The organism is Paenibacillus sp. Y568, from assembly GCF_059445545.1.
The window spans coordinates 290,612-304,941 of the sequence record NZ_JCAIUM010000003.1 but is presented as its reverse complement, the minus strand read 5'-3'; the positions used below and the strand labels follow the sequence as shown (position 1 = coordinate 304,941).

16 protein-coding genes are annotated in these 14,330 nt (G+C 41.1%); 4 read left to right on the top strand and 12 right to left on the bottom strand.

From position 1 onward, the window contains the following. Window positions 1–149: 149 nt before the first annotated feature. Complete coding sequence (locus AC1D7X_RS06540) at window positions 150–575, top strand: YlbF family regulator (RefSeq protein WP_495455980.1); 426 nt, start codon at window positions 150–152, stop codon at window positions 573–575. 173 nt (window positions 576–748) lie between these two features. Here AC1D7X_RS06540 and AC1D7X_RS06535 read toward each other — a convergent pair whose 3' ends face one another. Then, entirely contained in the window at window positions 749–1,285 is a 537-nt protein-coding gene (locus AC1D7X_RS06535; protein ID WP_495455979.1) for a hemerythrin domain-containing protein, read from the bottom strand. A 359-nt stretch (window positions 1,286–1,644) separates the two neighbouring features. Here AC1D7X_RS06535 and AC1D7X_RS06530 point away from each other — a divergent pair, with 359 nt between their 5' ends. Further along, window positions 1,645–2,706 carry a tellurite resistance/C4-dicarboxylate transporter family protein gene (locus tag AC1D7X_RS06530; protein WP_495455978.1) on the top strand — a complete coding sequence of 354 codons (1,062 nt, stop codon included), beginning with the start codon at window positions 1,645–1,647 and terminating at the stop codon, window positions 2,704–2,706. Between the two features lie 79 nt (window positions 2,707–2,785). On the opposite strand, the gene AC1D7X_RS06525 is transcribed toward AC1D7X_RS06530, so the two are convergent. The 3 genes from AC1D7X_RS06525 to AC1D7X_RS06515 all read right to left on the bottom strand — a co-directional run bounded on the left by AC1D7X_RS06525 (window position 2,786) and on the right by AC1D7X_RS06515 (window position 4,747). Continuing rightward, window positions 2,786–3,355 (bottom strand): GNAT family N-acetyltransferase, encoded by a 570-nt coding sequence (locus AC1D7X_RS06525; RefSeq protein WP_495455977.1) that lies wholly within the window; start codon window positions 3,353–3,355, stop codon window positions 2,786–2,788. Window positions 3,356–3,518: 163 nt separating this feature from the next. Beyond that, the gene (locus tag AC1D7X_RS06520; RefSeq protein ID WP_495455976.1) at window positions 3,519–3,989 is read right to left on the bottom strand and encodes a disulfide oxidoreductase; all 471 of its coding nucleotides are present in this window, start codon (window positions 3,987–3,989) and stop codon (window positions 3,519–3,521) included. A 2-nt stretch (window positions 3,990–3,991) separates the two neighbouring features. Further along, window positions 3,992–4,747 (bottom strand): DsbA family protein, encoded by a 756-nt coding sequence (locus tag AC1D7X_RS06515; RefSeq protein ID WP_495455975.1) that lies wholly within the window; start codon window positions 4,745–4,747, stop codon window positions 3,992–3,994. A 217-nt stretch (window positions 4,748–4,964) separates the two neighbouring features. Between AC1D7X_RS06515 and AC1D7X_RS06510 the strand changes: the two genes are divergently transcribed. Next, window positions 4,965–5,744 (top strand): alpha/beta hydrolase, encoded by a 780-nt coding sequence (locus tag AC1D7X_RS06510; protein ID WP_495455974.1) that lies wholly within the window; start codon window positions 4,965–4,967, stop codon window positions 5,742–5,744. Between the two features lie 178 nt (window positions 5,745–5,922). Here AC1D7X_RS06510 and AC1D7X_RS06505 read toward each other — a convergent pair whose 3' ends face one another. From AC1D7X_RS06505 to AC1D7X_RS06480, 6 genes are all read right to left on the bottom strand, one after another. Then, window positions 5,923–6,342 (bottom strand): organic hydroperoxide resistance protein, encoded by a 420-nt coding sequence (locus tag AC1D7X_RS06505; protein WP_495455973.1) that lies wholly within the window; start codon window positions 6,340–6,342, stop codon window positions 5,923–5,925. 187 nt (window positions 6,343–6,529) lie between these two features. Next, window positions 6,530–6,865, bottom strand: a complete 336-nt coding sequence (locus tag AC1D7X_RS06500) for an iron-sulfur cluster biosynthesis family protein (RefSeq protein WP_495455972.1) — start codon at window positions 6,863–6,865, stop codon at window positions 6,530–6,532. Window positions 6,866–6,887: 22 nt separating this feature from the next. Further along, entirely contained in the window at window positions 6,888–7,595 is a 708-nt protein-coding gene (locus tag AC1D7X_RS06495) for a Crp/Fnr family transcriptional regulator (RefSeq protein ID WP_495455971.1), read from the bottom strand. Between the two features lie 22 nt (window positions 7,596–7,617). Further along, a complete protein-coding gene (gene rd, locus AC1D7X_RS06490) occupies window positions 7,618–7,782 on the bottom strand; it encodes a rubredoxin (protein ID WP_495455970.1) in 165 nt (54 codons plus the stop codon). 38 nt (window positions 7,783–7,820) lie between these two features. Continuing rightward, window positions 7,821–9,035 carry an NAD(P)/FAD-dependent oxidoreductase gene (locus tag AC1D7X_RS06485; RefSeq protein WP_495455969.1) on the bottom strand — a complete coding sequence of 405 codons (1,215 nt, stop codon included), beginning with the start codon at window positions 9,033–9,035 and terminating at the stop codon, window positions 7,821–7,823. A gap of 33 nt (window positions 9,036–9,068) precedes the next feature. Next, complete coding sequence (locus tag AC1D7X_RS06480; RefSeq protein ID WP_495455968.1) at window positions 9,069–10,304, bottom strand: FprA family A-type flavoprotein; 1,236 nt, start codon at window positions 10,302–10,304, stop codon at window positions 9,069–9,071. 315 nt (window positions 10,305–10,619) lie between these two features. On the opposite strand from AC1D7X_RS06480, the gene AC1D7X_RS06475 reads away from it, so the two are divergent. Beyond that, on the top strand, window positions 10,620–11,099 hold the full coding sequence (locus AC1D7X_RS06475) for a GAF domain-containing protein (RefSeq protein ID WP_495455967.1): 480 nt from the start codon (window positions 10,620–10,622) through the stop codon (window positions 11,097–11,099). 78 nt (window positions 11,100–11,177) lie between these two features. On the opposite strand, the gene AC1D7X_RS06470 is transcribed toward AC1D7X_RS06475, so the two are convergent. Together AC1D7X_RS06470 and AC1D7X_RS06465 are read right to left on the bottom strand one after the other, a co-directional pair. Beyond that, entirely contained in the window at window positions 11,178–11,633 is a 456-nt protein-coding gene (locus tag AC1D7X_RS06470) for a TipAS antibiotic-recognition domain-containing protein (protein ID WP_495455966.1), read from the bottom strand. Window positions 11,634–12,053: 420 nt separating this feature from the next. Continuing rightward, window positions 12,054–14,048, bottom strand: a complete 1,995-nt coding sequence (locus tag AC1D7X_RS06465) for an endonuclease MutS2 (RefSeq protein WP_495474875.1) — start codon at window positions 14,046–14,048, stop codon at window positions 12,054–12,056. Window positions 14,049–14,330: the final 282 nt, after the last annotated feature.

Below are 14,330 nucleotides of genomic sequence, written 5' to 3'. Positions count from 1 at the left end.
GGGGTTCCAGATCCCTAAGATGTATCCACTTCTGAATCAGAGCGTCCCACTCATCCACCCCAAAAATACTCCATTTGTGAGAGCAGTCACATGGGTGTCGTACAACTCGTTGTAGAGTAAATGAGGAAGATAATAAGGGGGGCAAGTCCATGATCGTTAAAATGAATACAAATGCAGTCTTGGAGAAAATGGCGGAGCTTTGCTCAGCGTTACTGCAACAAGACGAATATAAGGAATTGCGACAAATGATCGACCAATTCACAGAAGACGAGAGCGCGATTGAGCAATATGAGCGATTCTTGGAGAACCATCGTACCCTTCAGCAAAAGGATGCTCAAGGATTAGTACGAACAGAGGCGGAGATCAACGACTACGAACAGGAGGAACGTGCCTTATACAATAATGATGTCATACGTAGATTTCTATATGCACAGAAAGAATTCAACCAACTTCACAATTCAATTAGCAAGTATTTCACTACAGCCATTGAACTCAACAAAATACCAGAGACTAGTGAAATGCAAGCAGGTGGTTGCGGTTGTGGGGGAAGCTGCGGTTGTGGCGGAGAACACTAACTGCATAGCAAACAAGTAGAAACGGGTGCCGTTCTTTTTAAGAATGGCACCCCTTTTGGTGGAAATATAGGGGATAGAGTATTAAGTGAAACCTTTACTCGCTTATAATATAAAGAAAACGGTAGCCCCAAGCTTATGGGACTACCGTTTGCGCTTTAATTCCTCACCTTCTGTTACACAGAAGTATTCATCACGCGCGGAAACAAAACATTATTCTCTAAATGTATATGTTGAAACAGATCCAACTCTAACTCCTGCAGTCTTTGGTAAGTCAATTTATGGGTGGCCGATGCTTCTTCGGGCAGTGTATAATCCCCGGTTATTTCCCGAATTTGTTTAAGGATGGACTCACACGATTCATGCTCATCTTCAAGCTTCTCGATCATACGTCTGCATTTCTGAAATATGAGACCCGATTGTTCTTGCTCAAATCTCTTAATCGCTGGGAACATATCCAGTTCTTCCTTCGGCAGATGACTCATCAGTTCCTTATGCATCTCTGTGAATAACATGCGAACCTTGGTCAGTTCCTGATGACGCGTTCCATCGACATTCTCAATTTCATACAGATATTGTTCGATCTCAGGTAGCGTTCTGTACAAATAACCATGATGCACATTCACGATATGATCAATTAATTCGCTGAATGAACTTTCCATAAAATCAATCTCTCGTGACACTGTTGAAGAAGTTATAGCGATATGCTTCATATTTATACGTACCTCCTGTACTGTACCGATTTCCGAATTCCATCTGACTTTTCCGTCGGCAATCGCCGCCCAACGTCAATCCTTACTTCGGTAATCAATTTATCATGCATTTCCGCTAATGATTGTGATACCAATCACGATCTTAATGCTCTGATCAACAGATTAATAATAATCACAGAGTTATGCAACAAATGTGTAGAATTCGAATAGGACCGATCCAATTTGTACAATTTAACCCTGTGACTGTCCTCACTAAGACGCACTAACCTCTACTCTATAATTAAAAAGAAAGAATTTAATTAGCAGCGCTAATGCGCAGTAAAGTCAAAATCGAAAAATAATAAATTGGAGTTGGTCGAATGGTTAGCTTCATCCAACAAAAAGCAGCCAATCTATTTCCGGGCTATTTCTCAGTGATTATGGCTACAGGAGCTTTGTCTATCGCAACATTTCTACTCGGAATGACCCCGATTTCCAAGGGTTTGTTGTATTTCAATATCGTGGCCTACGCAACATTATGGTTATTAACACTCATTCGTATATTCTTATACTTTCCCAGAATAAAGGAGGATTTGACCAGCCACATTGCTGGTCCCGGATTCTTCACGATCATTGCTGGGTCCTGTGTCTTAGGATGTCAACTTATTATCGTCAATAATAATTATTCCGTCGCCTTTTTTTTATGGTTTCTAGGTATTTCATTATGGGTATTGATCATGTACACATTTTTCTTTGCGGTCACCATTCGAAAGAATAAACCTACTTTAGCAGAGGGGATTAACGGGGCTTGGTTAATTGCAGCAGTCTCAACACAATCCATATCTGTATTAGGTACCTTGCTCTCTCCCTATGCAGTAAATGAAAGAGAAATCATCTTATTCTTTACGCTATGTATGTACTTGCTGGGATGTATGCTGTATCTGAACATCATTGCACTCATCTTTTACAGATTCACTTTTGTGGAACTGAAATTCGCTGCGCTTACTCCTCCTTATTGGATCAATATGGGTGCTGTTGCGATTACTACGTTGGCTGGCTCTACTTTAATCCTTCATTCACAGCATTCGCCTCTCCTCATACTGATTACGCCATTTTTAAAAGGATTTACTTTATTCTTTTGGGTTACAGGAACATGGTGGATTCCTTTGCTATTTATCCTTATGATCTGGCGTCATCTATATCACCGCTATCCATTAACCTATGACCCTCAATTTTGGGGGATGGCATTTCCACTTGCCATGTATACTACGAGCACTTATCAGTTATCGAAAGCCTTAGAAGTTTCCTTTCTTCTAGCTATCCCCCGATTCATGGTGTTTATCGCAATGGCTGCATGGTTACTTGTCTTTAGTGGACTTATACATCATTTATATCTTAGTTTGAAACAGCACTATAGCTCATCGCTTGAGCCTCCAACATAATCATAACCGCAAGAAGAGGATCGAGTTGAATCATCCACAACAACCATGAATGTACGGAAGTAATCGTCGTGACGTCCCCTTATTTATGCTTATGTAGCCACTCGCTATACAGTAATGAATAAATGTAGACATCTTGAAATCCTTCTTCCGTATGTCGATAATCCCGAAGGCGTCCCTCCCGCTGGAAACATTGAGATAAGAAAAGTTGACTTGCCCGTTCATTTCTAGGATCTACTAAAGCCTCTATACGATGGAGCCCCATCACTTCAAATCCAAATTCTAATAACAAACCTATAGCTTCACGCATGTACCCATGTCCCCAGTAAAGGCTAGACAGCTCACACCCGATTTCCCCACGAAATGCCCCTTCCAGTTGCCACATATTGAAGCCACAACTTCCCATCCATTCACCGCTTGCTTTGTTCACAATGCCCCATCTCAACCCATCTTCTGTCTTCGACAAGACGTTCAGAAATTGAATCATCTCCACCGCGCTAGATACATTCTCAAGTTCGGGAATCCCTGAGTATTCACGAACCTCATCTCTCGACCAACATTCAAACAACAATAAGGCATCCTCAACTTCCATCCTGCGAAGCAGAATTCGTTCACTTTCAAGCTTCGGAATGTTCCCGTCGCATATGTACATGTTACACAACTCCCTGTTTTTCCTTGAATATCAACACTCTACCACTAGAATGACCTTTTTCAAACCGAAATATATATATCCCTTCATATGAGAACAAAAAAAGGATAGAGAATCGGGATGTACCCCGAAACCTCTATCCATCTTTCACATCTCTCGTATCTGCTTACATCTCTTCTTGAATATGTTCTTCTTCTAGATCGATCTCTTCATCCTCTTCCTTGACTCTACCGACCAATAGCAACGTAATGATCATCACGAAAGCAATAAGTGCAAGTAAGGGAATCGTAATGAATCCGAACCAATCTAGATAATCTACATTACAAGGTATTCCCACAGAACATGGTGCAACCTTGGCAAATGAAGGAACCATCTGCTCCAAGTAATGATATATCGATATACATCCACCAAGGATACTCAAAGGAAGTACGTAGGAGATGATGTTTCGATCATCTTTATAACTAGCTATCCCCAATAGAATCACCTGAGGGTACATAAATATTCTCTGGAACCAGCAAAGTCTACAAGGCTCAAATAACATGACTTCACTTAAATATAAGCTACCACACGTTGCAACAATAGATACAACCCAAGCTAAATATAGGGAATACGTTCTGAAGAACCCTTTACTTTTCATGGTTATTTCTCCTCTTGCCCCGCACTTTGTACTGTTATTTCCTCATTGATTGCCTTTGCAAGGTCATCATAGTTATAGCCATTCGGATTAGGTATAAATTGCTTACCATTAATAAAGAACGAAGGTGTACTACGCACGTTATTATCATCCGCAATATTCTGGTGCTCGTCTACTTCCTTCTGATACGTCTTCTTCTTAATATCTTCAGCTAACTTATCATAGTCAACAGCAATCTTCTCTTGGCGAGCGAGTTCCACAAGATATTCTGGTGTAGCCCACTCTGTATTCTCATCCTTCTGGTTATCATACAGAGCATGATAATACTTCCAGAACTCTTCATTATTCTGATGGTATACCGACTGTGCTGCCAATGCAGCTGTGTTGGAATCCTTATCTGGATCTATAACTAGGTAGTTCATATAATAAAAAGATACGAGGCCTTTATCTACGAAATCCTTCACTAACTGAGGCTTGAAGTTCTGACTAAAATATTGACAGGATGGACATTTATAATCGCCAAACTCTACTATTTTGACAGGCGCATCTGGATCCCCAACGATCGGTAGATTATCATATGCAAATGAAACCGTGTTGTCTTTCGAACTATCATCCGAATTCGATTGTATGACTAAGAGAACAATCGCAAGGATGACAATACAGGCTCCCGTAATCCACATAATTTTTTGCGTAAGCTTTCTTTGACGTTCTTTCTCGGCCTTACGTATGGCCATTGCATTGGCATTTTTCTTCGGTTTCATGAACCTCTTCTGACCCCTTCCTTCTCACACATTAGATTGTCAACCAAACATCTCACATTTTACCATAAAAAATCTATTTAACTATAACAATTATAGTAACTTACTAGGTTCAAGTCAAACCTTTATAAGCTATATTTCACATCAAAATTGGCTCGTAGAGACTCATTTCTACTATAATCATAGTAGGCTAGTAAATAATAGGTGAGGGGTTGTCGTCATGGCATTATTTCGATGTAACTTTTACTCTGAGGTCCTTGGTTTAAGCACTTCTATGACGGTTATTCTGCCACAACAAACGAGAACGCAGATTGGCATGAGCAACAATATATTAGGAGATAAACATCCAACATTGTATTTGTTACACGGACTCTCCGATGATGATTCAATCTGGCTGCGCCGCACTTCTATTGAGCGATATGTGGCTGAGATTGGACTTGCTGTGGTTATGCCTCAAGTTCATCTGAGCTTCTATACAGATATGGCTCAAGGAAATCGCTATTGGACCTTTCTAAATGAGGAGCTACCTCAACTAGCAAGGTCTTTCTTCCCGTTATCCGATGCAAGAGAAGATAATTATGTAGCTGGATTATCTATGGGTGGATACGGAGCAATGAAGTTAGCACTTCGCCGTCCCGATCAATATGCTGCAGCTGCTAGTCTGTCTGGCGCGTTAGATATGGCTAATGTGATCCATCGGCAAGAACCCCTTGTGAACTATACACACATATTCGGTGATCAAGATATTCATGGCACAGATAATGATATCCTTCATCTACTTCAGCAGTGTAATCAAACAGAAGGGCCTAAACCACTTCTCTATCAATGTTGTGGAACAGAAGATTTCCTATACGAGGACAACCAAACCTTTAGAAAGGCCTGCGCCCACACGGATTTGGATCTAACGTATGAAGAAGAGAGCGGGAGCCATGATTGGGGATATTGGGATGCCAAAATCCAAGATGTATTGAAGTGGCTACCTATACGTAAGCAAGTATAAGCAACTACTCGATCAACACAAGCATAAACGATCTCGTCGTCCTTTAACGACGAAGAAACGTTTAGCGTTGATATAAGCCTATTTATAAGTGGAAATACTTATAAATTCTTATATTTTAAAATAAACCTGACGAAGAAACGCTCGTCAGGTTTATTTATGCTGTTAAATATTATATAGGTTAACCAATCGCTCTAATCTCTACATCAATATTACCTCGAGTTGCATTTGAATAAGGGCATACCTGATGGGCAGCATCGGCTAGTTCTTGCGCTTTGGCTAGATCAACACCGTCAACTTTAACCTCCATCACAACAGCAAGTTTAAAGCCTTCACCCTCTTTGAAAATAGAAACATTCGCCGTCACTTCAGTTCCTGTTACTTCGTTGACTTGCTTCTTCTCAACAACTAAATTCAGAGCACTACCGAAACATGCTGAGTAACCCGCTGCAAAAAGTTGTTCTGGGTTCGTCCCATCTCCACCTGTACCACCTAACCCTTTAGGAGATACAATGTTCAAATCTAATTGTCCATCAGAAGAGACAGCTCTACCCTCTCTTCCACCCTTTGTTGTTACCGTTGCAGTATAAAGTGCATTCATATTCATGTCCTCTTTTCTTTGTAAACATTTATTGGCGCCCTCGCCGTAACCCAATACTAAGTATTACCCCAATGAAAATAAACAAAACAAAAACAGGGCCACATTTATATGACATAGAAAGGGCACATTCGCGAAAATCACTAACGAATGTGCCCTTTATTTCACTATAGATCAGAACTTGAATTACCTAGTCGGTTGTCTCTTGCCGCATATCCCGAATGTTAACATGAGTGCTATAGATCATGGAGTGACTGACTAACTTAAAGTCGGAATAATTCTCCTCTGCGTCAAGTCGCAGAACACTTTCATAGAAGAGCTGATGCTGTTGGTCGATTACAAAGGAAAACGAACCGGCATCCATTGCAACATCGTATTTGCCCCCCTGATTCTGAATAAGCAGTGTGGTAACACCATCACAACCACATCCTTCATTATCATAGAACATTTTGATAACACCAGATTGCTCTCCAAGATTCTCTAGAAGTCTGCGCTCAGCCACAGGTGATATATCCAACTTAATCATCACTACAATTCTCCTTCTTATCCTAATCCATATATTCGTTCAGTTTCTGCATGTTGGAAATCGTAATCTCTCGTGTGCCGTTGATCTGGATAATGCCCAAATCCTCAAATTTGCTGAACTTACGACTGATCGTTTCACGAGTAACACCTACGTAGTTCGCCATTTCTTCCCGTGATAGAGGTAACTTTACCTTGGTATGCCCTTTGTTCAACTTCCCATATTTATGCCCAAGTTCTTGAATCATATAGGCGATACGAATTTCCGGGTCTTTTGTAGCCAGACTTTGGGCCAAATTCTCCGTATGTGCCAATCTTTTAGTAATACTCTTAAGTAGTTTCAGTGAGATGTCCGGATTCTCATCAATGATGTGCTCCATGTCACTCTTGGTCAGCATACAGATCTCCGTATCCGTTAGAGCATACGCACTGAAGTTACTTAATTCATCGCTATTAAAAATGTTTAACTCACCGAAAAAATCACCCGTTGAGAGAATGTGTAAAATCTGCTCCTTACCTTGAGGTGTTATTTTCAAAAGTTTAACATGACCTTGTTGGATGATATATAGTGTATCCGAAGGCTGCTCCTCTACGATCAAAGCTTCTCCCTTACTGTACTTTCTATGCCTTATCATGGCACTGACCTTGGCAAGGTCTTCGTCAGATAACGATGTAAAGATAGGAACTTTGCGGGCGCAGGGTTCCTCCGAGTATTGGCAAGAATGCTTTGTCATAACCTTTCCCCCACAATCATTACTATTCTTCAATAGGAGCAAACTGATCCTGGTCTTCACCGCATACCGGGCAGACCCAATCCTCAGGAAGATCCTCGAATGCTGTGCCCGGCATGACGTCTTCGTCAGGATCACCTATTGCTGGATCATAGATATAGCCACATGGCTTACAAATATATTTTTTCATATTATTATCTCCTTATATCTATATTTAACGTGTTATTTCTATGATCTATTGCTGAATTCTACCATAATTTCATCCAGGCTAGTGTGATTGAGATCAATTCCATCAAGCTTAACATTCTTTTCAATCAACGACTTATACGTGAGCGAAGCAGCAACACCCTCGAAAGATATCACGCCCGATAGAGCACCCTCTTTCATAAAAATACGTGTGTAAGGCTCTTCTTCTACCCGATGTACGCTAGCATCACATTGATGATCATCCACTTGACCCATAGAGAAAAGAGGTGTCTCAAACGAATTGAACAACGTAACTGGCACTGGACGTTGGTAAGCAACTGTGTTGTTGGCCATATTGGCTCCGGCAATCTTCCCTTGTTCAATCGCACTTCCCCATAAGCCTTCTACTTTACCCTGAAATTCGGCAGCATCACCTGCCGCATATATATGAGCAGCGCTGGTCTGCATATTTTCATTTACAATGATGCCCGTCTGTACCAGAATACCTGCATGTTGCGCGAGGGTAACATTCGGTATAATGCCTATGGAGTACACGACGTGCTCACACGGAAGAAATAACCCATTTTCTAGCTCTACACCCTGCACGCAATCTGTCCCAATAATTTGTTTAACACCCCGCCCAATCTCTACATTAGCTCCATAGCTCGTGACTCTCCGTTTAAGGAGCTCTGAGGCTTGCGCATCAAGTTGTCTACCCATAAGACGCGGGCTAGCTTCCACAATCGTTACCTCATAACCCGCATCAATAAAGGACCATGCGGTCTCTATGCCTTGCACACCGCCACCAATCACGCAAATACGATCTCCGTGCTGCAAGCTTGCCTTTAACCGATCCGCATCGTTCATATCTCTAATATTGTGAACATTGCGTAGTGTGGCACCTGTTATGGTTAGCTTTCGATTTGTCGCTCCAGTACATAAGAGAAGCTTATAATAAGAAATAACCTGCCCGTCTGAAGTCACCACTACTCTGTCATCCGGATCAATCTTACTGATTGTAGTCCCGTTATGCACATCAATTCTATTCTCTCGATACCATTTATCCTTCTTTATTAACACTTTCTCGCTGTGGAGATCCGTGAATAACCCTTTGGAAAGCTTAATTCTATTGTAAGGTAGCGTTTCTTCTTCCCCATATATGGAGATTATCGCATCACAGTCGTGGTCCCTAATTGCCTTGGCTGCATGTACGGCAGCTGTACCACTACCGACAATAACATAACGTTTCTCTGTCATTTATATCTTCCTTTCACTTCCTTTTTATGTGAATCAAATCGCGCTGAGCAGTAGATCTGAGACGAACTCGGCTGCATTTCTAATCAAAGTGATTTTCTCCTGCTCCTTAGGAGAAAAACGGACGCGGATTGGGAATTCCACATGGGTCATTCCTGTTGTTTTGATAACGTGTGAAGTACTCTGTACCGTCATGTTCGTGCCGTTCAGATAGTCCTGTACCACCTCAATCGCTTCACCACTCCAGCCGTAAGATCCGAAGGCAGCTGCAATTTTCCCTTCCAGATTCATAGGTTGTAACTTACGTAAAATACCTTCCAAATTTCCGATCATATCCGCATATTTGGTTGATGTTCCGATAAATACAGCATCGGCGGTTTCAATGCTATTGAGAATATCCGTTTCTTCTGCCTTATCCGCATCCCAGAGCTCCACCACAATGTTGTTCTCAGCAAAACAATCTTGCAAGATATGCGCCATCTTCTTGGTATTATTCTTGATTGTAGTATAGACGATAGCAACCTTCTTACCCTCCGTCGTCTCAGAGCTAAATGTGTCATATAGATCAATGTATTTGGAAATGTCATTCCGAAGAATATATCCATGTGAAGGGGCAATCATGTCAATTTCAAGGTCCTTAACAGCCTCAATCAATGTCCGCACATATCTTCTGTGTGGGTGAATGATTGCCTGATAATAACCCGTGAAGTCATCCATAATATCCAATTCGGATTCATCTTCGAAGAGGTGATCTACAGCTACATGTGTACTGAAGATATCGCATGGGAATAATATTTTATCTTCGATACAGTAAGTGATCATCGTTTCTTCCGTATGAAGATAAGGTGTCTCTTTGAACAACAGTGTCTTCCCACCGATATCAAGCTGATCTCCATCTTTGATGACTAAGAAATTCCGATGCTGAAGCTTGTACATTTGTTGAATCTCAGGTACGGCAATCTCCGTACACACGATGGTGGCGTTGGTTGCTTTTGATGCAAGTGCAGCTAATCCCCCCGAGTGATCAGGTTCTGTATGGTTGATGACAATATATTGTATATCCAACGGATCGATTAGCTCGGCCAATTGTTCTGCAAACTCTCTTCCGAATTCCATATCCACAGTATCAATAACTGTAGGTTTGCCCGTTTTGAGTAAGTAAGAGTTATATGTGGTCCCTTTTGTTAAAAGAAGACGGTGAAAAGGAACCTCACGTTCATCAATTTTTCCCACCCAATATATATCCTTTGCTATTTTAAATCCTGGTTTCATCTGAATAACCTCCTGAGAAATAATATTTATTTATAACTTGATTCTATTCCCTCTCTTCAACTTAAAAATTGATTGAAATCAAATTTTAAATATAAATTGGCAGACCAAGGATGTATACCTTGAGCTGCCAATTTGTATTTGTACGTCATTTTGTTCTGAATAAAGATTGTTTACGTGCTATGATCCGTCGCTGATAACACTTCAGTGCATCTATTCCCCTACTAATAGGGTATTTTTCTCTTTTCTCTTGACGGGAGGGGGCGCACTGTACTATCTTTTATAATTAACCCATGGTTAAAAGAAAGGTGGAGTGTAATGTTTCAAGCGATTCCATACGAAGGTGACCGTAGTAGTTCATTTACAGCTGTGTTAGAACAATTAAAATCACTTATTCATGACGAACCTAACTCCATCGCTAATCTCGCAAATGCATCCGCATTACTTAACCTATTTATGAAAGATATTAATTGGGTTGGGTTCTACATTTATGATGGTAAGGAGCTCGTTCTGGGTCCATTTCAAGGATTACCTGCGTGCATACGCATTCCATTGAATCGTGGAGTCTGTGGTGCTGCAGCAAATGAGCGCCGGACATTCTTAGTCGATGACGTTCATGAATTCCCAGGCCATATTGCCTGCGATGGTGCCACAAACAGTGAAATTGTAGTTCCTATTATAAAAGATGGAGAATTATACGGGGTTCTAGATATTGATAGCCCTCTAAAAAGTCGATTTGACGCTAAAGAACAACAATTCCTAGAGAAATTCGTAGACATTCTAACGGCTCAACTGTAGTTCATAGGATTAATCATACAAAAAGAGGTTGCCCTTTCCGATAGCACTTATCGAAGGGCAACCTCTCCTTGTATAATATTATAATTGTTGCTTCGCAAATATTTTCATTCCTTCACAAAAATATTTTGCAAGATCTGGATGATAGGAATCATATATTTTTTTGAATTCGGGTTGATTCACATATAACTCGCCTAGACTAATATATACATCCGCGCTAGGGGTATAGAATCTTCCAATGGACTCAAAGTGTTGAGCAATAATGTGTTGGGATTGGGGACTTCCAGGAGCAAGTCCAGCCTCAAGGACCCCTTTTAATTGAATATTTATTTGATCCACCTTGGCTTGAGATTCCAAATAATCTTCCTTAGTCCATTGTTGCATTTTCTCTTTACTCTCATCAATTAAATCCTGTGAATCATCATCTCCATATCGTTGTAAGATATCTTGTTCAAATGGTTCTTGCTCATATCTGTCCTGTTCATATTGTTCCTGTTCATCCGCATATACCCCCGATTGCATTTCATCTGGTTTCATAACATACCCCTTCCATATGGACGATCTCTCTATCCATTCTTATTTTTAGTACAAATCTATTTAATCCTAGGATAAAATCATCAACCATCGTACGAGAAGTATCATCCATTCACCTTTTATCCAGGGAAAGTATTATATTAAATAGCCTTACATATCCCATTTACCCGCATGAATATAATTAAAACAAAAAACTCCAATTATTTTTGAGACTTTTCAAGAAAGGCTTGTCTATCCATAAAAATGCGATTATTAGACTCAATTTAAAATATTTACTAATTTTATGTTCATTTTTGTAACGGCTGTTCGAGGTAAAAATAATTCGAAAAAATGACCCGCAGGATCGGTTTTTTCATAACCAAGTGACTATCCCACGGGCCTTTATTCATTTCAACAGTTATTCATGAACATAGAAAATCATCATCATTCTTCTCCTGGTCCTCTTGTAATATGCAGTCCCTCTACGTGTTTACGTTCCATAGTTCGTCTCTTCTTCCGATTCTCTTTGGAATCAAAAATAATACTCATATCATAATCATCGGGGTACAGTTCACCTTTCTCCAGAAATAATTGGAGTCGTTTCTTGTTCACTTGGTGTTTATGTTTCTGAATCATCACGCCTACCATGCCCATGCTGTCTTCTAATTTATAGACAATCCCTGTCTTCCCGAAGGTGCTCACATAGACACTATCACCCACTTCGAATGTAGCAGAGGGCGCCAGTTTCTTCTTTGTATTGTTGTCATGATCCGTTGCCTCTCTCATCACACGTTTTCCTGTTCCCATTGGGTATCCTTCACCCGATGGTTTGATTTTCATAGATTCCGCTTCAGCTACATTCTCACTACCTTCGATGAACACATGTTGCGCCCAATCTCCGGACATGGGATGATCCTGCTTCGTGATGATGTCCCGCGATCTATTTACGATGACAGAAGCCATGCCAAGTTTCTGAGCAATCTCAATCGCATAACTCTGCCCTGACTCTCCGATCGTGAGACGGTATAAGGGTTCCAACGTCTCTACATCGAATTCCATACGAGCATTCTGAAATCCATCCGTTCGAGAAGCAAAGGTCTTCAACTCATTAAAATGGGTTGTGACCATCATACTGGCACCTTTACGATTTAATTCTTCCAGTATCGCAATGGACAATGCCATGCCTTCACCCGGATCTGTACCTGCTGCCAACTCATCGATCAATAAGAATGTAGACCGACCCGCAGCACTTACCATATGGGTGATCCTCTGAATTTGCGCTGAGAACGTGCTAAGTGATTGTTCGATACTTTGACCATCACCAATGACAGTCATAATATTGGAGAATACAGCGAACATACTACCAGCCTCCACAGGTACCAACATGCCGGATTGCGCCATGAGTGTGAGTAGGCCCATTGTTTTGAGAGCAACCGTCTTACCACCTGTATTCGGTCCCGTAATGATTAACGATCGATATCCCTCTCCGATCTCAACAGATAACGGAATCATCTTCTGTAGTAGTAAGGGATGTTTGGCTCCACGAACACTGATGATGCCCTTATCATTCAACTGGACAGCCATCCCTCCAATGGACCGTGCATACTTCGCTTTGGCAATAATGAAGTCATATGTCCCTGTGATCTCGATATTCAGATGTATCGCTACCACGTCCGCCTCGAGTAAAAGAGTTAATTCATACAGCACTATTCCCTCTTCCCTTGCTTCGTCAGCTTCTAACATATTCATCTCGACTTGAAGATCTGAGATTTCATCTGGTTCCATATAAACCGTTTGTCCACTAGTCGATTGATCCAACACGACGCCCTTGAACTGCTTATGATACTCCTTCTTCACTGGAATAACGTAACGCCCATTTCTTACACTTACTAAACTCTCTTGTAGAATGGCTTGGTGTCTAGATAGAACGCTCGCTAACTTTTTCTGAATACGTTCCTTAATGACCACGATTTTCTTCCTAACTCGCTCCAGATTCTTACTCGCTTGGTCCGTCACTTTCCCATATTGAATACAACGCTCAATCTCACTCCTCACTTTAGAGAGATCATCGAGTGACAAGGCATACGTACTAATAACAGGTGCAATGTGCCCCTTACTCGCCATATACTTCTTCAACTGGTTGCAACTATTGAGAAAGGTATACATCGCCATCAGATCCTGTTCCGTAAACATGTAACCTGTATTCAATAAAGATACGACGTACTCGACTCCCTCTAAGGAAGGTAGTGGAATGCTGGCACCTTTCTCTATCAGCGCTCTGGCCTCATCTGTCTCCTCCATCGCACGTTGAATCGCCCTGATCTGATCCATGGGATGCAGTTCTGTAACTCTCTGTCTTCCGGCATAGGATACCGCATATTCCATAACATTTTCCTTCATCTTGTCATACTCCAACATACTTAAAGTTACATTATCCATGTTGTACATGAACCTCCTTTTATTATGAAAAAACAAAAAGAGGGCAAAGAAATGACGAATGTCATTCTTTGCCCTCGAATCCAGTTGTTCATTTCCTATGTAAACGCAAAAAATCGTGCTCCAAGAGCACGATCGCGTATAGTCCGAATAGAACGTCTCCTCATCATCACATTACGTGACGAGGAACTCCCATTCATTCTATATTTACAAAGAAATAAACAGCCAAAGGCGCCGTTTGATGCTTCGCGTGTTCTTAACTAGTCCAAGACCACCATACGGCAT